This is a genomic window from Calothrix sp. PCC 7507 (assembly GCF_000316575.1).
Lineage (GTDB): Bacteria > Cyanobacteriota > Cyanobacteriia > Cyanobacteriales > Nostocaceae > Fortiea.
Genome location: NC_019682.1, coordinates 392,075 through 413,764, shown reverse-complemented (window position 1 = coordinate 413,764; position 21,690 = coordinate 392,075). Strand labels below are relative to the sequence as shown.

The following is a 21,690-nucleotide window of genomic DNA, read 5'->3' as shown; positions in this document are numbered from 1 at the left end:
TGTTGAAAAAGTTTGCGGCATCATTCATCAATATGTCTCACTCAGACTCTATGGCACTGTGCGATCGGCCACTCTCCGTTGATTGTCTTTGGTAGCTTGGTATCCCAAAAAATTTAGGATGATGATTTGTTGGTAATATCCTGAACAAATGCTGCGTGTTCAGGAGACTGTAAACCTGCTTGTAAAATAGCCAACACGCCCTGCATATTCCCTGCTAATAACTCTGCAACCCCTAACCACAAACCTGGAAATACCTGACTCCGGCAAATCCCCTCAGTATCAGTCCCTAATTCTACATACTCGCCTTGTTCTAAATAGAACCAACTCAATTTTTGATCGAGTACTTGCCAAACTATATATTCTTTAACTCCATTCCGGCGATAAGCTTGTTTTTTGCCATGAAGGTCAATGGAGACGCTGCTAGCGGCAATTTCAATAACTAACTCTGGTGAACCTTCGATGTAATCATCGTCACTTATCCGGGTTTGTCCACCTGCTTCTTGATCAATGAGAAGAACTACATCCGGTTGAGGTGCGTTATCCAAGTCTAGACGTACTGTAGGTTCTACTCCCAAGGCTACACCAGGAGTAGAGGCTTCGTAAGTACCGAGCCATGTCAGAATCCAACCATGAGGTTGACCGTGACTTCTGAAGCGTAGAGCCGCAGGCATAAGATAGACGATTCCTTCGATCAATTCGGCTTTTTTGAGATTGGACATGGCGTTATAGCGCCGCTCAAATTCGTAACGGGTGAGCTTGTCGCCATTTTCCAAACGGGGAATTGTTAAAGAATACTGGGGGGGTGTTTTTACCATGACGATCGCCTGACGAGATGAGTTTATGATGAGTCCCTTAGATTACCTCATGAAAAATTACGCGATCGCGTCCTTGTCTTTTGGCCAGATAGAGTGCTTGCTCGGCAGCATTTACTAAGTTAGCTGGCTGAGTTTCAGCATTGGGAATGAAGCTAGCCACACCTAAACTGACAGTTAAAACAGATGCAGGTAGTCCACCAATCCCAGGATACTCACACTTAATTGCCAAAGCTTTGACTTGTTCGCGAATTTGTTCGGCTATGTTTATGGCTGTAGTAGCATGAGCATGGGTAAGAATGGCAAATTCTTCACCACCATAACGAGCGACTAATACGGAACTGTATTCATCACCAGCATGTGCAGTCAGGGAAGTTTGCCAAGCCCTATGAGATGAATCAGTCGTCGTCATCTTGGCATATGAAAGGCTGGCATTTCCCAGGGGAAGTTTCACACAGTTTTGAATAGTTTGGGCGATTTGTTGCAAACATTGGTCGCCTATGCTGTTACCATAGGTTTTATTGTAAATTTTGAAATAGTCAATATCGCATAAAATTAAAGACACAGGGGTAATTTCATGGCGTGGATGAGCGGAACTCTCGTGAACAACTCTTTGCAACTCTATTTGCAGATAGGTTTGAAAGTAGCGACGATTGGCTAACTGAGTTAATTCATCTAGGCTAGAGAGAGCTCGTAACTGTTGGTTTTCTTTTTCCAACTGTTCCATCCGGGGATTGCTCGCATCCTCACTCATGTTGAGTTGCTCACGAAAATATAGACGATACAACTCACACATGGGAGTAAAGCGATCGCCTTCTAAGTTAACCAACCCCATATTCTTTAACTGATATCCCAGAACTGGCTCTAATTTCACCGGCTCTGTAGCCTTAACCACTTCATAGAAAGCAGAACCCAGTTCTGGTTCCTGTTGCAGCGTTAATACATACTGCCTTAAATACTCATGATAAATTCCCGATGTTGTAGGCGCTTGTTGCAACAATTGTCCTAAATTCCGTTCTAACCCCCCCTTACCCACAAGGTGATACAAAGCTAATCTCACTAAATAAGGATGTCCCCCCACCATCTTCATTAAATTCTCAGTATCCTTACCATCTGTCCAATCTAGTCCGTGACGTTCTGCTAAATCCTGTACCTGCTTTTTGGTAAAGTTTGGTAGCTTGATTGTCAATCCAACATTAAATGGAGATTGAGTCAGTTTTAAGGGGACAATAATTTCTGTTGAATAAACTAGAATAAGGCGGAGTTTTTGCCAAATTTCCACACTTTTAGCTTGTTCATACCAGGAACGCACTAGTGGTAAAAATTCTCCAGCAATTTCTGGATATTCAAACACCCAATCCACTTCGTTTAATACCAATACCAGAGGACTATCCACAGTCGAGAGTAAATACTTCTGGAAATAGATAGAGCAACTGACTTTGCTACCCATCTCCTCATCCCAATAATCATTGAGTTTGGGTTCTAGCTGCAACTCTCGACTGATGTTGGCACATAACCAGCGTAAAAATTTATCTAAGCTGGCAAATACTGCTTTATCGGCTTGTTGAAAGTCTATACTTACGGTGTGAAAGCCTTGATGATCTGCGTGTGACAGCATACGTAAGATGAGAGAGCTTTTTCCCATCTTTTTGCTACCTCTAATACAGACGACACTCCCTGGTTCTGCCATTTCCGCGTAGGCATGTTCCTCGATTGGCTGGCGAGGAATGTAGAATCTAGAGTTAAGTGATACGGGACCACTAGGAAATTCTAGGGAAATGGCGGTGGCTGTACGGTTAAATTCCTTGATTAACTGTTGTTGTGCTTTAGTCAAACGCCGAGATTCTAGAATTTGGCGGAAGTTAAATTTATTGATAGGTTCTTGCCAAAAATCACTCAGAACTTGCCATAAATTAGAAGCGACTTTCCTCACACGCTCTTCTCCGTAGTGCGCTTCTAAAGCTATATTAGTGTAAGTTTTACCTGCCCACGACGAGCGCAACACCATCTCTTGGAGTGTCGTCAAACCGTTACTTTGACTGGCTTTTAGTAGCAGTACAACTTCATCTATAGTCATTCGTCATCAGCTCTTTTGTGTGACATTTCCCCAAATTGTTTTTCTTTGTCAAAGTTTAGATTGAGAAGATAAATCTCTATGTAGTCTCTCTAATTGCAGTTCAAGTCAGTTTTGATGAAATAAAGCTACAAATAAGACTTGACAATTTTTTTCCCTTCTGAAACATTCGACTTGACTTGATTTTATATTTTATCTACCTACTGCTTTAAGTGTATTTATCTGCTTGTTACGTAGTACTTCATACTCTTTTTTAGAAAATTTGGGGTAGTAAATGGACATAATGTAGCTAGTTTTTCTAGAAAATGGCATGACTGATCACAACAGCGGTTACATTGTTCCGTTTACCTTTTTCTAGTTTCCATCCAACATTAATAACAGTGGTTAATGTGTGTCCGGTTTAGTTACAGTCTTGTTAACGAAGTTAAAATTTGTTAACATAACCCGCACTTTCTATACCTTGATTTTCAGTGTGCTAAGACAGCTTAGAGAGAGAGCTATCGAATATCTTCCTCATCCTAACAGCAGCTATGCATATCGAAGAACCCGCTACCCAGCAGATGAAAGCTCATTTCTCAGCACAAAGCTTTCAAACTGTCGCCGACCAAATGTGGAACCAAGAAGCCTGTCAACAGTATCAAAAGCGAGAACGCCTGCTTCAATCCGTGCGATCGCTCGTGTATTCTTGTTCTCAGCTAGAGCCAATGCTGCAAACTATCTTGGAGGAAATGCAGCAGGTTTTGTCAACTGACAAAATAATAATTTATCGTTTTCATCCAGACGGAAGCGGTGAGATAGCTTTTGAGTCGGTGGCGTTACCGTTGATATCCTCAAAGGATTTGGATATTCCAGATATTATGGCTGTTTTGGGAAAAATTCCCTTGATGCGTGCGCTTGAGGTTAAAGCTAATTTAGTGATGCCGATTATTTTACCAGCGTCAGAGAATAACCAAAATTCTTTGTGGGGATTATTAATTGCTCATAACTCCGAGCCATCTCCTACGTGGCAGCAGTGGGAGATAGAGTCTTTAAAAGAACTAAGTAGGGAAATGGCGATCGCTATCCAGCAATTTCAACTCTGGGAACGAGTCCAATTAGCTGAAACACAAGCTAGGGAAAAATCACAACAGCTGAAAATCACCCTAGAAGAACTCCAATATACCCAAAGCCAGCTATTACAAAATGAGAAAATGGCTAATATCGGCCGACTGGTGGCGGATATGGCTAACGAAATTTATCACCCTGTTAACTTCATCGACAGCAATCTCCAACCTGTCAGTCAATATACAGAAGACTTAATTAAACTGATTGAACTTTATCAACGCCATTACCCACATCCTACCCCAATACTAGCCTCATATCTGCAAGACCTTAATTTTGATTTTATCAAGGCAGATTTATTGAAATTACTGTGGTCAACACGATCAGGATCTGAGCGCATTAAAGAAATTGTCTTCGCCTTGCAAAGTTTTTCGGGCTTTGATCAAGCACAAATGACAAAAATTAATGTACATACAGGACTTGAGAGTGTTCTCAGAATTTTGCAACATCGCCTCAAAGAAAAGCCTAATCGACCAGGAATTGAGGTAATTAAAGACTTTGGAGAATTACCCTTAGTCAAGTGTTATCCAGGGGAGTTAAACCAGGTGTTTATGAATATATTAACTAATGCCATTGATGCTGTGGAAGAAAAGATCAGACAGGATGATTCATTCCTGCCTAAAATTTGGATTCGTACAGAAATTGTCAGTAGACATTTATCATTAGTTAATAGTCATAAGCCTGGAATCGTTGATAAAAAACACAATATCATAATACATATATCTGATAATGGTAAAGGTATATTGCCTCATATTCAAAGGCGAATATTTGAACCATTTTTTACTACCAAACCAGTAGGAAAGGGATTGGGTCTTTCAATTAGCCAGCAGATTATTGTGGAAAAACATCAGGGTAAACTCAAATGCAATTCTCAATTAGGGCAAGGTACAGAGTTTGTCATTGAGATGAATTTAACAGCAAAATATTATAGCAATATGAAAAAACATGCCAGTACAAGAAGTTTGAAGTATGTACCCCGTGAGTGGAATCAAAGTAGCAAATTAACTGGCGTGTTCCCAGTCACTGAGTAACTCATGCTGTTGCTTTTGAAGTCGGCTTTTACGAAGTGGTACTTGAGGCGCACCAATATCCATCCGAGGAAAAGACTGCTGTTTCTTCTTGGCGGATTTCTTCTCTTGGGTATTTACACTAGTCTGTGTAGTTGTCATGGGTGAATTCTTCACTAAAACTTCAGCACCAATTTATATCATCAATCTCCAAACGGCAAATTTCTGAAGATAGAAGAAATTTATTGCAGAGAATGCTGTGACAGTTTGGGATTAACAATGCTAAAACCCCGGCTTCTGGGTTTGATTCTCGCTAACTGCACTTGAAAATTGACTTTGTCGCTGATAGCACCACTTCTAGCTTCTAAAGTCCAATTACCAGGGCGCAGTTGCCAAAATAAAGAATTAGCTGACTGTGGAGGTAATTTTTCACCATTTAGCCACCACTCTACAGCGTCTGATGCTTTATTTATCAGCTTAAACTCTAACTTTTGCGGTGTCTGTTCTCCGGGATACAGCAAAAATAAATCGCCTTGTTGGGGAGATAAAATTCTGAGATTGCTAGCACCAAAACTCGATTGTTGCTGTTTTGCTAACCAGTGATTATACTCTGACGGCAAATTAAAATTATTTTGTTGTTCGTAGGCGATTTTATCTTCTGGGTAAAAATATTCTTGAACAACGGAAGTGCAATCTGGTGTCGGTTTTAATCCTGATATTGCACAAATAGGAAGTTTAATTAAACCTTCGGGAGGAGGAAAATCTGCTGGTTCTTGATTTTCATGCAGATGTAACATAATCCGATTCCACAAGGGTGCTGCGCCTGTAACTCCTGATACTTGGCGCATGGGTTCGCCGTTGAAATTACCTACCCAGGTGGCGACTGTGTAATCGGTGGTAAAGCCAACTGTCCAAGTATCACGGAAATTCGAGGAAGTGCCTGTTTTAACAGCGGACGGGAAAGGGAGATTTAATACAGAGTTTACACCAAAAGCTGTAGCGCGGGCATGGCGATCGCTCAAAATATCGGTGATTATTTGCCAAGTTTTGGGGGAAGAGGCAGGGGGCAGCCCTTCTCTGCGAGACGCTACGCGAACGACTACGCTCAGGGCAAGGGGGCGGGGGGCAGGGGGCAGGGTAGTAATTAAATCTGTGGGTTCTCCCATTCTGGCGATGGTGAGGTAGGCGCGGGTGAGTTCCCACAGGTTGACTTCGCCACTACCGAGAGTCAAACCTAAGCCGTAATATTCTGGGGTTTGGGTGAGGTGTGCAAAACCTAGTTGATGCAGACGTGATAAAAAAGTCTCTACACCAACTTTTTCTAATACTCTAACGGCGGGTACATTTAAGGAGTTTGCTAAAGCGATGCGTACCCGTACTGGGCCGAGGAAGCTTTGGGTATAATCTGTAGGGCTGTAAAGTTTTGCACCGGGAATGGCGTAGTGGGCAGGGACATCTGCTAAGATTGTATTGGGACGTATAAGACTTTTTTCTAAAGCTAATTCATAGACGAACGGTTTGAGGGTAGATCCTGGTTGACGTAGGGCTTGTACACCGTCATTGCTTCCCAATTTGACATCATTAAAATAATCAGGCGAACCGACATAAGCCAAAACTTCCCCAGTGTGGTTGTCAACCACTAAAGCTGCAGCATCGTGGACGTTGTTGGTAGCGAGGGAGGAAATTATTTGCTTTACCTGTGCTTCGACAAATTGTTGCAGAGGTCTATCTATTGTAGTGTAGATGGGAGAGGATGAATTATTTTCCTTACCTTCTTGTCTTGCTAGCCAAAACAAAAAGTGTGGGGCGGCGATGATTCCCTGTTGGCGGGGCTGAAAGACCACTTTTTCTGTATATACTTGTTGTGCGATCGCACTCGTAATATATCCTTCCTTCACCATCCGATTCAAGACATATTTTTGGCGTTGCTTGAGGCGTTCCCAATGTGCGTAAGGATTAAAGTAAGTTGGATTATTGGGGATAGCAGCCAACAAACTAGCTTGGGCAATGTTCAAATCACTGGCTGGTGTGGAAAAATAAGTCCTGGCGGCGGCTTCTACACCATAGATATTACCTCCCATTGGCAGACGGTTGATATATGCAGAGAGAATTTCATCCTTATTCATCCCGGCTGTTAACCGCCAAGCTAGCCAAACCTCACGCAATTTAGCTGAGAAAGTCCGGGGGACAGGATCTAGCATTCGTGCCAATTGCATGGTAACAGTAGAAGCACCAGAAACAATCTTGCGGGCGTGGATGGCTTCTTTGATGGCGCGGATAATGGCTTTGATATCCAACGCCCCATGATGATAGAAGCTGCTATCTTCTGCGGCGAGGATGGCGTGGATAAATTGGGGAGAAACCTGATTTAGTGGCACTACTGCGGTATGCTCTTGATCGCGGGTGAGTAGAGTGCCTAGTGGTAGATTATGGCGATCGCTAAACTGCAAAGCTAATTGATTTTGAATGATATCTGTAGCCCGAATCGGGGCAAAATAAGGCAGTAAACGCACCACAAAGCACATCAGCAGCAAAACTAAGATAACTTTGCTAGTTTTACGATGCAGCTGATGTCCCAGTTTATGCGTAATCTGGATCAGCCAACGTGAAGTTAGTTTCATCAGCAAATCCCCTGCCTAATTAAATTTACTTTAATTTTGACTTAGTGATTATAGCTGGATCAGGAAACATATCAAATATTTAACAATGCATCTATAAGGATAACTTTATAGATGTAAATTAGTGTGTTGATAAAAAATCAACTTGTTAATAATTAAGAATTTTAGTCATTTTTTGGAACAACTAAACTATATTAGTTATTTTAGATTCTTAGGTGAATGAACCACATTTTCTTTATCTCACGCAGAGGCGCAAAGGCGCAAAGAAGAACGCAAAAATTACGAGGTTTGCAAAAAGCCTACTTTCTATAATTACAGAATGTTTCATGTAGTTAGTCCACAATCTTGTTTCTTCCTCTGCGCCTCTGCGCCTCTGCGTGAGACAAAAAAAATATTTATGCAAGAAGCCCGGTATTTAATAATCACGCTCCTTTAATTATATAAATTATGATTAATAAAATTTTAAAATATTTCCTACTCTCCCTCACAATCTTCCTGGTGATTACAGGATGTAATTTAATTGGTGTCAAATCAGGTAAAGAACAACTAGCTGCAGTTTCTCCACTCCCACCGCCAAATTTACCAGAATGGATTGCCCAAATTAGTCCGATTGGTGATGCGAAACCTCTAAATCAAATCCGCATCCGGTTTAAAGAAGCTTTAATTCCCGTTGAAAGTTTAGACAGTCCGGAACAGCAAAAAATCTTACAAAGTTTTAAACTTGATCCACCTTTACCTGGACAATTCCGGTTTTTGACACCGCGCATGGTAGGTTTTCAAGGTGATAAAGCTTTACCACAAGCAACGCGCTTTCAGGTGACTTTAAAAGCTGGGTTGGCAGATTTAAAAAATCATCGCCTAGATAAAGATTTAGCTTGGACTTTTAACACAGAATCTATCAAGTTGACTAACTTACCGGGTGTGAATCCTGTTGAAAAAGCAGAGATTCAACCAATAGATTTACAAGAAAAATTACAGTTCACATCGAACGTAGAACTAGATATACCTTCTGTGCAGGAACATTTACAATTAGTTCCTGAAGGTAAAAACCAGGGTGTACAGTTCAAAGTCGCTTTAGCCAAGGAAGAAAAACCAGAAGAAAATGCAGATCCTCTGGAAAAATTTGACCACTCAGGGCGTAATTGGATTTATAACCTTACACCCCAACAAAATCTAGAAAAAGCGACTAGTTATCGCTTAAAATTTGCTCCCGGAATACGTCCAGCCTATGGTAATCTGCCTAGTGAGAAGGAATTTGTTAGTAAGTTGGCAACTTATTCACCTTTGGCATTTCAAAAGATTAACTTATATGGACAACCCGATGCTAACGGTACCTATGGTAGATTTGTTAAAGGTAGCCCCCAATTAGAATTTAATAATATCTTAGTTGCCGATTCAGTTGTAAAAAATATTCAAATTAATCCCGCACCCAAAGATATTTCTCGGCTTATCCAAGTCAATGAAGAAGATAAGGTAGTCAGCATCAATCCTTATGCTTTAGCGCCAGCGACTAGTTATACAATTACTCTGGGTGAAAATCTTAAAGATAAATTTGGGCAAACTTTGGGTAAGCCTGTGACAGTACAATATGAAACAGGTGATTTAGCTGGCGATATTTGGGCACCTTCAGACTTGAACATTTTCCCAACAGGTAAAGATTTACAGTTAAATATCAATACTATAAATTTACCAGAAGGAAAATATAAAGCAGCTTATCGAGTCTTGCAACCAACAGATTTAGTTTATTTCAATTCTGCTTTTCCCAAGGGGAATGAGAACGATTTATTACCGAAACCTGCTAAATGGCAAAGTTTCCCCGTTTCGACTCAAAAAAATCAGCCCCTTGATAGTTCTGCGTTGGTGGGTAATCAGATAATTTCAATTGCAATTGTTAGCGACGTTTCGACTAAAAAAAATCAGCCCCTTGATATTACCGTACCGCTAAAAGAAAAGCTATCTTCCCCTACAGGGATGTTAGCTTATGGAGTTCAGGCGCGCACAAATCAATATCAAGAAAATGGTAAGGAATTGTGGCGGGAACCCACTATATATGGTTTGGTTCAATTAACGAATTTGGGTGTATTTTCCCAGTGGTTTCCGGAGTCTGGTTTAATTCGTGTTCATCATCTGAGTGATGGTTCACCAGTCAACGCGGCTACTGTGGAAATTTATGAATCAACCCCTCGGCTCCGCTCGGGGTTAAAATTAGAAGCGAAGTCTCTGACTCAACCTACACCTTGTGCATCTGGTAAAACTGATGCAAATGGAAATTTAAGTATTAAGCGGGAAGATTTACAGACATGTTTTGCTGGTAAGCAAAGATTTGTGAAATCGCCACAATTATTAGTCATTGCCCGCGAAAATCAAGATTGGGCATTCACGCGCACTGAAGAATATAGTGGTGTTTATGGTTATGGGATTGATGCAGGTTGGCAAGAAGAGAAGCCAGAATCACGAGGGGTAATTTTCTCTGATAGACAGTTATATCAACCAGGAGAAAAAGCTTGGTTGACTGGTTTTGCTGATTACTTGCAAAATGGTAGTATCCAACAAGATAAAAATGCGGCTTACCAATTAACTCTGGTAAATCCCGATGGACAGAAGACAGATTTAGGTACACAAACCACTAATGAATTTGGGACGTTTTCTTTAGAGTTACCAATTCAGAAGAGTCAGAAGTTAGGTTACTATAATATCCAAGCTAAGGGGAAGCAGGGACAAGAAATATCTGGAGAATTCCGAGTCGCAGAGTTCAAGCCACCAAATTTTAAAGTCGAACTCAAATTAGATAAAGAATTTGCTTTGATTGACGAGAAAGTTGAGGCTAAAGCTGCAAGTAATTATCTATTTGGTGCGCCTGTGGAAGGTGGAGAAGCAAAATATTTTGTCACCCGCAAGCAGGCGAACTTTGTCCCCAAAAATTGGGAGGAATTCTCTTTTGGTAGACAATGGTTTTGGCCAGAAGAAAGTCCTAATTTACCTAGCGATGTGCTGGAAACTAATACTAAGCTAGATGCTGCTGGTAAAAGTGACCAAATAATCACAGTGGCTAAGGATTTACCTTATGCGATGACTTATCAAGTGGATGTGCAAGTTGCAGATGTTTCTAATTTATCTGTGGCGAATTCCCAAACTTTTACAGCTTTACCAAGTAATCGGCTGATTGGGTTGAAAAGTAACTTCGTTGCTGATGCGGGTAAAGCTTTTCCTGTGGAAGTGATTGTCACTGAACCTCAAGGTAAAGCCATCACAGGGGAAAGGGTGAAGCTGGAATTACAACAGATAAAATATAGTAATGTTACCCAATTGCTAGAAGGTAGTCGGACACCAAAAAATCAAGTGGAATATAAAACTGTTGCAGAAGCGGAAGTTACATCTGCAGAGAGTCCACAAATCATAAATCTCAAACCAACAGAATCAGGTTCTTACCGCATCAGAGCTAATTTTACCAATACCAAGGATGAAATCAGCGCTACAGATTTACAAATTTGGGCGACTGGAGAAAATCCTGTGTATTGGGGTGATAAAGAACAGGATTTTTTGGAAGTTAAACTGAATAAAAAGGAATATAAATCTGGAGAAACGGCTACTGTTCTAATTCAATCTCCCTATCCAGATGCAGAATTGTATTTTGCGGTAGTCAAAGATAAGCCTCTCTATCAACAAGTTACCAAAGTTAAGGGAGGCGCACCACAAATTCAGTTTCAAGTCACACCAGAAATGTTACCAAATGCAGCAGTACAAGCTGTGTTAGTTCGTCAAGGTGTGAGTTTAAATCAGCTGGAACCGGGAAGTTTAGATAAACTCGTGAAAATTGGCTTTGCACCTTTTAACGTTAACTTGCAAGATAAGTATTTAAAAGTGCAAGTCACGCCAACGCAACCATCACTAGCCCCTGGTACGGAAACAACTGTCAAACTGGAATTAAAAGATAATCAGGGAAATCCCGCTTCCGGACAATTCACAGTCATGGTGGTGAATGAGGCGATACTGCAACTTTCTGGATATCGTCCGCCAGATTTGGTGAATAAGGTTTATGCTGAACAGCAGATATCTACCCGCTTCAGCGATAATCGCCCGGATGTGGTGATACAACCGCAAGATGTGGCTAAACCCAAAGGTTGGGGTTATGGCGGTGGGTTGTCTGGTGGCGTGGCGAATACTCGCACCCGCACTGACTTTCAAGCTTTAGCTTACTATAATGGTTCGGTGATTGCCGATGCTAGTGGTCAAGCACAGATAACATTTAAATTACCAGATGATTTGACGACATGGCGGGTGATGGCTGTGGCGACTGATGGAAATCTGCGTTTTGGCAATGCTGATGCGACGTTTATCAGCACCAAACCACTACTAACTAATGCCATTTTGCCACAGTTTGCCCGTCCAGGCGATCGCCTACTCGCCGGTTTATCAGTCACCAACAACACCGGAAGCACAGGAAATCTCACTATCAATGGTAACTTGAGCGGTACGGTGAAGTTTGCCGAGAAAAACCCCACAGCTACCACTTTACAAACCAACGCGGAAACTGCTACTCGCGCTTATCGCTTCCCCATGCTGGCTGATAGTGTGGGAGTCGGGAAAGTTCAATTTAACACTCAGCTAAATAATGCAACTGATGCTTTTGAAGTTCCGTTAGAAATTAAGCCAATAGAAATTACAGAACAAGTTGTTGAAACTGGTGTCACTGAAAAGCAAGTAAAAATTCCTTTAAATGTCGATAAAAATACCATCCCCACAGCGGGAGGTTTAGATATTCAATTGGCGAGTAGCTTAATTCCCGAAATCAAAGCACCAGCAAAACAAGTTTTAGCCGATGATGCATTACCATTCACAGAACCAGCCGCAAGTCAACTCATAATTGCAGCCAATCTGCAAACTCTCACCCAAAAATATGGACAGACATTTGCAGAATTTAATCCCCAAAAACAAGCGAATCAAGCCATTGAAAAATTGCAAAAGCTGCAAATCGCTGATGGTGGTTTCGCCGCTTTCCCTGGACAAGAAAAATCTGACCCTTGGGTATCTGGTTACGCAGCCGAATCTTTAGCCAAAGCCAATCAAGTATTCCCCGGTTTGGTAGATGCGGGGATAACATCTCGCCTCAAAGGTTATTTACAAAAAGTGCTGGCGAATCCTGGACAATACGAGTTTTGTAAACAGCAACTCTGTAAAAATCAACTCCAATTTAATGCTTTAATTGCTTTAGCCGAACTGGGAGACAAGCGTAATAGCTTCCTCGCCGATATTAATCAACAGCGTGAAAAGTTTGATGTCGTCACCCAAATTAAACTGGCGCGATATCTATCTCAGTTCCCCGAATGGAAAAATGAGTCACAAAAAATGTTGACTCAGTTGCAAAAAAATGTCTACGAAACTGGACGCACAGCCGTTGTGAGTTTACCACCAAGTTGGGAATGGATGAGTTCACCAACTACGACGCAAGCGCAAGCAATACGTTTATTTATTGCTAACAAAACTCAGCCAGAAATTGTAGATAAATTATTCCAAAGTCTGTTGGCGTTGCGGCGGGATGGAACATGGCAAACTAGTTATAACAATGCCCAAGCCCTCACAGCTTTAGTAGAATATAGTCAACTGCAACCTACACCGCCGAACTTTGTGGCGACAGTGCAATTAGCTGGGGAGAAATTAGGAGAAAATCGCTTTGAAGATTACCGTAATTCTAGTGTAAATTTAAAAGTGCCGATGGCTAAATTACCCCGTGGACGCAATGATTTAACCCTAGAAAAATCAGGCGAAGGGAAGTTACATTATCTGGTTGCTTATAATTATCGCTTGCAAGGAAATCAACCAGGAAGATTTAACGGTTTGCGCGTCACGCGGGAAATTCAAAAAGTCGGTGAAGCAAAAGTTCTACAAAAACTAGGTCTTTACGCGATAGATAAACCCTTGACTTTATCACCCGGAAAGGTGTATGATATAGAGTTAGAGCTTGTTGCTGACCATCCCGTGGATCATGTGGTAATTAATGATCCTCTACCAGCCGGATTTGAAGCTGTAGACGCAAGTTTCCAAACTGCGACAGCGGCAATACAAGCAAAAGCCGATAGTTGGCAACTTGGATTTAAAAATATCTATAGCGATCGCATTATCGCCTACGCTGATCACTTAGAGCCAGGAGTTTATAGCCTCCACTACTTAGTGCGTTCTGTCACGCCCGGTACATTCCTCTGGCCTGGTGCCCAAGTTCACCTACAATATGCACCAGAAGAATTTGGGCGTGTGGCTGATTCAACGTTGATTCTGGAGGAAGGTAAGTAATTTATCTCACGCAGAGGCGCAGAGTCGCAGAGAGTAAGAGTTGAGAAGAATCAAAAAGAGCGATCGCCATCATCAGAATAGGATGAAAGATAAACAACAAAATTGCTCATCCTTCATCCTATAGCAGAGACTCAATAAATGATTACAACTCTACCCAAATACTTCCTTCCTCTACACGGGTGGGAAAAACGGGTAGAGCTTTTTCTTTGGAAATCAAACCCAGCACCTTATTCACACCAGGGGGAAAGGTAATCCATTCTGTAGGATTACCAGTAGCTAAGTCAAAAGCACTACGGTGAAATGGACAAACAATTTCTCCCTTATCGGTGATTTTACCCTTGTTCAAGGGCAGTTTCATGTGAGGACAGGAATTTTCCAAAGCATAAATTTGACTGTTATGGCGAACTAGCAGGATGTTACGTTGTTCAACTTTTACCACTTTGCGTTCATTAGGTGGTAACTCATCTTGGGAAAGCACCTTAACCCAGCTCATAAATACCTCTCTTAATCTCTATAAGGCGGCTACTCAATGGCAGACTTTGGAATTTTAGGCTGTTTTAGCGATCGCCTTGCTGATTCACTACATAATTTCACAAGTTTGTAGAATAAGGGATTAGGACAATAATGACCAATGACAAATGACCAATGACAATCCATAATTGCTACATCACTTGTCCTGACCCCTTCGTACTATCTACAGTGACTAATGCTACTAAGAATTGGCTGGATAGTGGATAATAGCAGTTGACCGTACCAATTTTAGATTTTAGATTTTAGATTATTTTGGTACTCCTGCGGAGAAGCTACATGCCCCGCCCCGGACTTCATCCCGCTGCGAAGGCAGTGGGCGGAACAAATCCAAAATCCCAAATTTAAAATCATCATACCCCTTACCCTTGTGGTAGGGGTCAATCCAAAATCCTAAATTTAAAATCCAAAATCGATTGACCGTTGCTTGCAGCCACATGTAAATAACATTACTAAAATCTAATCCTCATATATCAAAAACTAATTATGTCATTGCATCAACGTAGTTTTGGTGAAACTGCTGATTTAATTATTGGTGTTCACAACCAAGAAAACCAATATTGGCAACAAAATTCTCCGCCTGTGGGTGCGCTTGCTAGCAGAAAAGGAACTATCTCTTCTTTTTTGGCTCCCCTAACTCAAGATACTTTTAAACAAGTTGTTCAGGAAGTCGAACAAAAATTACATATTGTTCACCAAACGCTGTCAATGTTGGATTCGCAGGGTTTTGAAACAATCCTGGAAGAAATGTTGCATTCGATTACCCTGAAAACTGGTGAATTACTAGGCGCAGACCGCACAACAATATTTTTATTAGACGAAGACAAACAAGAACTCTGGTCAATTTTAGCCGAAGGAGAAGGCGATCGCTCTCTCGAAATTCGCATCCCAGCAGATAAGGGGATTGCGGGAGAAGTCGCCACCTTCAAGCAAGTCATCAATATTCCCTATGATTTTTATCAAGATGAGCGGTCAATATTTGCTCAAGCACAGGAAAAAATCACTGGCTACCGTACCTACACCATGCTGGCTCTGCCATTGTTGAATGAACAAGGGGAATTAGTCGCAGTCGTACAATTACTGAATAAATTAAAAACCTCACATCATCCAGATGATCCCATAGGCGATCGCATAGATACTAGAGGGTTTACCAACGCAGACGAACAATTATTTCAAGAATTTGCTCCTTCCATTCGCCTGATTTTAGAATCATCGCGCTCCTTTTATGTCGCCACCCAAAAACAAAGAGCTGTGGCTGCACTCATGAAGGCGATCAAATCTCTCTCGCAAAGCAGTCTCGATTTAGAAGATACCCTGAAACGGGTGATGGATGAAGCCAAAGAACTCATGAGCGCCGATCGCAGTACACTATGGTTGATAGATCGCGATCGTCATGAATTGTGGACAAAAATCACCCAAGACAATGGTTCTACTAAAGAATTACGCGTACCCATCGGTAAAGGCTTTGCGGGAATAGTCGCTGCATCCGGTAAAAAATTAAATATTCCCTTTGATTTATATGACCACCCAGATTCAGATACAGCCAAACAAATTGACCAACAAAATGGCTATCGTACCTGTAGTTTACTTTGTATGCCAGTGTTTAACGCCGACCAACAATTAATCGGCGTCACCCAGTTAGTTAATAAAAAGAAATCAGGAGACTTTCCCGCTTATAATCCTGCTGCTTGGCCCAAAGCTCCCGAATGCTTCCAAGCTAGTTTTGATCATAACGATGAAGAGTTCATGGAAGCTTTTAACATTCAAGCAGGAGTAGCATTACAAAACGCTCAATTGTTTGCCACAGTCAAGCAACAAGAACAAATGCAGCGGGACATTTTGCGTAGTCTTTCTAATGGAGTAATTTCTACTGATAAATCTGGGTTAGTGATTGCGGCTAATGAAAGCGCCAAGCGCTTGCTAAATTTAGATGAAGATGACCGTTTGGAAGGTAAATTAATTAATGATGTCATCGGTATTAAAGAAGGTGATTTTAGTAAGTGGTATCAGGATGCTTTACATGCCAATGACATAAAACGCCGCCAGCAATACTACCCCGATCGCACACTCATCACCACAGGTAAAGAGCAGCACAGTATCAACTTATCAATTAATACTATCGCTGACGCTAGCGATCAACAACAAGTTCGTGGGGCGCTAGTTGTCATGGAAGATATTAGCGATGAAAAACGCCTCAAAAGCACCATGTACCGCTACATGACCCAAGAATTAGCAGAAGAATTACTCAAATTAGACGATGCGAAACTAGGAGGCGATCGCAAAGAAGTTTCCATCTTATTTTCTGATATTCGTGGCTACACCACCTTGACCGAAAATCTCGAAGCCGAAGAAGTGGTGAGTATGCTGAATGAATATTTTGAGTCAATGGTAGAGGCAGTTTTTAAACATAAAGGCACTCTGGATAAATATATTGGTGATGCCATCATGGCCGTGTTTGGTTCTCCCCTCCCCTTAGAAGAACATGCTTGGATGGCAGTCCAAACATCCCTAGAAATGCGCCATCGCTTACACGAATTTAATCATCGTCGCTATGCAGCGAATAAACCCAAAATTAACATTGGTATTGGCATTAATTCTGACACCGTAATTAGTGGTAATATTGGTTCTAGTAAACGGATGGAATTTACTGCCATTGGTGATGGTGTTAATCTGGGATCTCGACTAGAAAGTGTTAGCAAACAATATGGCTGCGACATCATTATTAGCGACAACACTTATAAACCCTGCCGAGAAAATATTTGGGCTAGAGAACTAGATTACATTCGCGTCAAAGGCAGAAATGAGCCAGTAGCTATCTATGAATTACTCGGTGTGCGTTCTGACCCTATTAGTAGCCAAAAACTAGAACTAATTGAGCATTATCACAAAGGACGCAAATACTACCTCAATCGTGAGTTTTCTTTAGCGGAAACTGAATTTGCCAAAGTTTTAACTGTTGACAATAGCGACAAAGCCGCTATTTTGCATTTGCGGCGCTGTCAACATTGGATGCAATCACCCCCATCAGATATCGATTGGGATGAAGGTGTTTGGACTTTTAAAGAGAAGTAAACCCTATTTCAATATTGGTGATTGCTCAAGAGCGGAGCAAAGAACGCTCCGCCTCCAGTCAAGGTGATGAAAAGTAAACAGTTATCAATAGGACTTACGCAACTGGCACAGAATTTAATCATGTAGGGGAGCCACTGCTCGACTAGGGTTTCCCGGCTTAAAGGAGCCAGCGCCGTGGGCGGGTTTCCCGACTTGTACCCCGTAAGGGGATCTTGCTACGCGCAGCGTCTCCCCTTGGGAGAGGCGACTGGCGTCAAGTGGCGTTGGGCATTGCCCACCATACAAATGGTCATTTAATTGTGACACCTGCGTAAGTCCTGATCAACTCAAAACACTGATAACTGATAACTGATTACCTATATACAGCATGGGAATAGTTAATCTCATTCAATTTGCTTTTATCTCCATTAGCAACGATACCTAAGATATTTGCCGGAGACAATTTGAGGCTATCTTGAGCTGCTGTCAACCCAGATTTATCTGTTTTGTCAAGCCTCACCACCAGCACCATACCATCCGTATACGGTGCCAGCAGCCTTGCATCGACCATTCCCACTAAGCAGGGAACATCATAAATCACTAAATCAAAGCTTTGATGGAAATATGCCATCAGTTGCTTCATTTTTTCCGATGAAAGTAATTTTGTGGGATCAGGTAGTATGGGACCAGCAGTCATCACAGATAAATTGTTCATCCCAGGCATTTGCTGGATGACTTGGTCTACAGGCAAGTTTGTTGAAATTACACTACTTAACCCCTGTACATTGTTTAAATCTGAGAGGTTATGCAACTGGGGTCGGCGTAAATCGGCATCTACGAGTAGTACTCGTTTCCCCATTGCGGCAGATGTCTGAGCTAGTTGGAATGCCACAGTAGATTTACCATCTCCTGGCAATGCTGAACTAATAACTAAAGAGCGAATAGGCCGCTCAAGAGTGAGCAGTTGAATATTCGCAAAAAGCACCTGTAAAGCTTCTCCAAATTTGCCTCGGCCGTTGTTGCTACTACTGCCAAACTGACGACCAAAAATGCTAGATAACCCAGATATTCCTTCTTGACCCTCATTTACTACTGTTGTTTTTCCACCTGGAACTGCTGGTGTGAGAGCGTGGTATTGACTATTTTGCAGTTTTCTATCGAAAGGCAGAATTCCTAACACAGGCAGTTTAATATCCTCCTTTAAACTCCCGACGGCATGGTAGGTATTGTCTGCTTTTTCTAGGAGAAACCCAATGCCAAGTCCTAAGACTAAACTGCTGACCAATCCTAGTGAGAGATTACGTGAAATATCAGGAGATATTGGTGCTTGAGGTTGAACTGCTGCTTTAATTAACTCCCAAGGAAGTTCTGTTTGAGCTACCTGGATTTGGAGAGTTTCACGGGTAGTTAGAAAGCGATTTAGACTCTCAGTTGCAATCTGTAAATCTCGCTGGAGTTCGGTATATCTTCTGGAAAGAATTGGTAATAGCTTGGCTTGTTGCTCGGCTAGCCGCTCAGACTGAGCTAGCACTTGGCTTTGTACCTCCAGACTTTGAAGTTGAGTTGCGACCTCAGCATATTTGACTCCCATAATTCGCTGAGATTCCTGTTGCATCAAGGATAATATATTTTGCCTTTTTTCTTCTAATGTTTGTATAGTTGGATTATCTGCTTGAAACCGAGCTGATTCCCCAGAAAGCTGAACATCTAATTGGCGCAGTTGTCCAACTAATTGCTGATATACAACTGCATTATTTAACGCCGCTAGTTCTCCCTGTTCTTTACCTAAGCTAGCAAAGTTGGCACGAGATATAGCTAACTGCTGATTGAGAGCAGTTCTTTGAGTAGATAAATTGCTGAATCTGCCTGTAATTTCCCCTGCTTCAGTTTCTGGGCTAATAAAGTCATATTTTTGCCGGAAGATTTGCAGTTCTCTTTGTAGCCTATCTACCCTATTTTTGATAGATGGTAGCTGTTGGTCAACAAACTTAACTCCCTGACGCAGTTTAGTTTTCCGTTTTTCTAGACTGTAGTCTAAGTAAGACTTGGCAATTTTATCTAGTACTACTTTAATTCTACTAGGGTCATAACTTACATAACTGACTTCTATAATCTTGGTATCACCCAAGCGATTAATAGTTAAAGATTGCAAGAGAGAATCATAAGTAATATCTGGATATAAAGTTTTTAAGTCCTTGACTATGGTATTCATCAGTTCAGGACTTTTAAGAATCTGAATCTGGCTTGCATAATCTAGAATTGGTTTACTTGCGGCTGCATTATCTACTGTAACTTTTCCCAAAGTACTGTCTTCATTGACAGGTTCTACTAAAAGTTGAATATTGCCTTGATATATTGGTTTTTCCTTCAGCGTTGAGTAAGCCGCAATACCCATCACAATGGTGGCTACCCCCGCGATAACTAGCGCTCGTCGCTGTAAAATACCTAGAAATTGACGTGCATCAAAACTTTTACCTTCTTCTTCAAACCCAGGAAAAGTTTGCATTGGCGGTGATTGAGGCATAGCCATTCCATTTTGGTTGGAACTTAAGGGTCTAATAGAATAATTCTCCATCATTTATTTTTTTGGGGGTAAGTAAGTCAGATGCAATTGATATAAGACCTTGCAGCAAGCTGAAGATTATTATTGCCATCCGAATTGAGTTTTGGGAAGTAGACAATCAAGTACTCAAATTGGGCAAATTCAAAATTTGTTGATTTTGAATCTATAATGCCTCTCTGCACCCCTGCAAAAACATTTTAGAGTTTGGATAGCTTTTCTGGACTACCCCAAAAATAGCTAAATAACTCTTCTATTTGGTAGAACTAATTTCAGTAGTTGCGTTCTGGTTTGGGTCAACCTGGATTACCTAGCTACATTAAAATTTGGTTACGGGTTGATCAAGATGACTCCTACGGAGGTTTGTTTTGGCTCTATAAACTTCTCTATAGAAAGGTGTACATTTTGCGTAGGTGGAAGCTCAAAACTTTAGTCGTATAAATACTACATACTTACGTCAGTGTATATTTATAGGTTTTCCTGAGTAAATATTATAACGGTAAATAAATCATAATACATGTTTTGTTACCAATGATTAAAGCTCATTTAACGAAATATTAACATCGAACTGTAAAAATTTTGTTAATGCCGATATTAACTATGCAAGTGAAATTACCGTTACTGAAAGCGCCTCATTGCCCCTGAGAAAGAAAGCTCTTAGGTTTCTGGAGTAAGGGTTTACGACTATTTTTGCTTTTCCAACAGGCTCGATCAAACCGCTACACATATCAGATTTTTTTATAAAGTTTATGTAAAGTTAATGATTTGTATCATAACAAGCCAAAATTTATATGCTTAAGTGGTGTAAATTAGAACATGTGAGGGGAAATGAAAATTTTATCTACTCACTCAGACTGTTACGCCGACATCCGGTTCTAGTTGTCTTCTACCAGGGAATTTAGCATCGTTGTTTTCGTCTAGCTTGAGAATGTTTTAGTTGTTAAAAGTTTGGTGCATTGCCTGCTGCGTTTTTCTACCAAGAACTTATTCGCAAGTCTACAAAAAGTTAAGAGACGAATTAAAATAACGGTGTTGTAAAAGACTAAATATACAACCAGTGCTGTAACTACCATTAATTTCAGTAACAGAGACTATATATACTGACGGTGCTGTAACTACCATTGCTACCATCAATTCCGGTGACAGAGATAAATCCTCTGGGCGGGGTTAATATCTGATGACAATACTGATTAGCTCTCCTGTTTGCTTGTGCTGGCGTCACTACTTAGCAAATTAGGAGTATTCAGTTCGGCTCTGACTCAATCTTATCCCAATAGGTCTGAGAAGCCATAGAGTCCGGCTGATAATTTATCAACATACATGAGTCTTTTTCCTTAACGTTGATATCAACGAAATTGAAAAAGTCTTAGTTATACAAAGATGGCTAAATAGACAAAGTCAAGCTAGGCTACTGCATTTTAAATTGGGTATGCAGGTGAACACACTAGTGTGAAAGTTCTTGATAACTGGGCTTGTCTATGATGAGCAGTCACCATAAACAGGTGTCAGGCTGTTAAAAGCTAATAATGAGTTTCTTCTTGTTAGAGGAGGCTAGAAAAGGTGATATTTGGGAAATACTCTCGAATTTAATATCACCTAATTAATAGAATCAAACACAGACTAAAGGGTATGAATTTAATTCATTGAGCGC

The 21,690-nt window shown here is 41.1% G+C and carries 9 protein-coding genes; 3 read left to right on the top strand and 6 right to left on the bottom strand.

The window, feature by feature from the left end:
* Positions 1-113: 113 nt before the first annotated feature.
* Entirely contained in the window at positions 114-815 is a 702-nt protein-coding gene (locus tag CAL7507_RS01850; RefSeq protein WP_015126719.1) for a Uma2 family endonuclease, read from the bottom strand.
* A 37-nt stretch (positions 816-852) separates the two neighbouring features.
* Positions 853-2,889 carry an AAA-like domain-containing protein gene (locus CAL7507_RS01845; RefSeq protein WP_015126718.1) on the bottom strand — a complete coding sequence of 679 codons (2,037 nt, stop codon included), beginning with the start codon at positions 2,887-2,889 and terminating at the stop codon, positions 853-855.
* Positions 2,890-3,416: 527 nt separating this feature from the next.
* On the opposite strand from CAL7507_RS01845, the gene CAL7507_RS01840 reads away from it, so the two are divergent.
* Complete coding sequence (locus CAL7507_RS01840) at positions 3,417-5,018, top strand: sensor histidine kinase (RefSeq protein ID WP_015126717.1); 1,602 nt, start codon at positions 3,417-3,419, stop codon at positions 5,016-5,018.
* Here the strand turns inward: CAL7507_RS01840 and CAL7507_RS32600 are convergent.
* Both CAL7507_RS32600 and pbpC read right to left on the bottom strand, forming a co-directional pair.
* On the bottom strand, positions 4,989-5,156 hold the full coding sequence (locus tag CAL7507_RS32600; protein WP_015126716.1) for a hypothetical protein: 168 nt from the start codon (positions 5,154-5,156) through the stop codon (positions 4,989-4,991). The genes CAL7507_RS01840 and CAL7507_RS32600 overlap by 30 nt on opposite strands.
* 80 nt (positions 5,157-5,236) lie before the next feature.
* Positions 5,237-7,615, bottom strand: coding sequence for a penicillin-binding protein 1C (gene pbpC / locus CAL7507_RS01835; RefSeq protein ID WP_015126715.1), 2,379 nt, complete (start codon positions 7,613-7,615; stop codon positions 5,237-5,239).
* Between the two features lie 444 nt (positions 7,616-8,059).
* Here pbpC and CAL7507_RS01830 point away from each other — a divergent pair, with 444 nt between their 5' ends.
* Entirely contained in the window at positions 8,060-13,900 is a 5,841-nt protein-coding gene (locus tag CAL7507_RS01830; protein WP_015126714.1) for an alpha-2-macroglobulin, read from the top strand.
* Positions 13,901-14,042: 142 nt separating this feature from the next.
* Here the strand turns inward: CAL7507_RS01830 and CAL7507_RS01825 are convergent, their stop codons facing one another.
* Positions 14,043-14,393, bottom strand: a complete 351-nt coding sequence (locus CAL7507_RS01825) for a Rieske (2Fe-2S) protein (protein WP_015126713.1) — start codon at positions 14,391-14,393, stop codon at positions 14,043-14,045.
* Positions 14,394-14,914: 521 nt separating this feature from the next.
* On the opposite strand from CAL7507_RS01825, the gene CAL7507_RS01815 reads away from it, so the two are divergent.
* Positions 14,915-17,500: an adenylate/guanylate cyclase domain-containing protein gene (locus CAL7507_RS01815; RefSeq protein WP_015126711.1), complete on the top strand. Its 2,586-nt coding sequence runs from the start codon at positions 14,915-14,917 to the stop codon at positions 17,498-17,500.
* A 352-nt stretch (positions 17,501-17,852) separates the two neighbouring features.
* On the opposite strand, the gene CAL7507_RS01810 is transcribed toward CAL7507_RS01815, so the two are convergent.
* A complete protein-coding gene (locus tag CAL7507_RS01810) occupies positions 17,853-20,054 on the bottom strand; it encodes a polysaccharide biosynthesis tyrosine autokinase (RefSeq protein WP_042341716.1) in 2,202 nt (733 codons plus the stop codon).
* Positions 20,055-21,690: the final 1,636 nt, after the last annotated feature.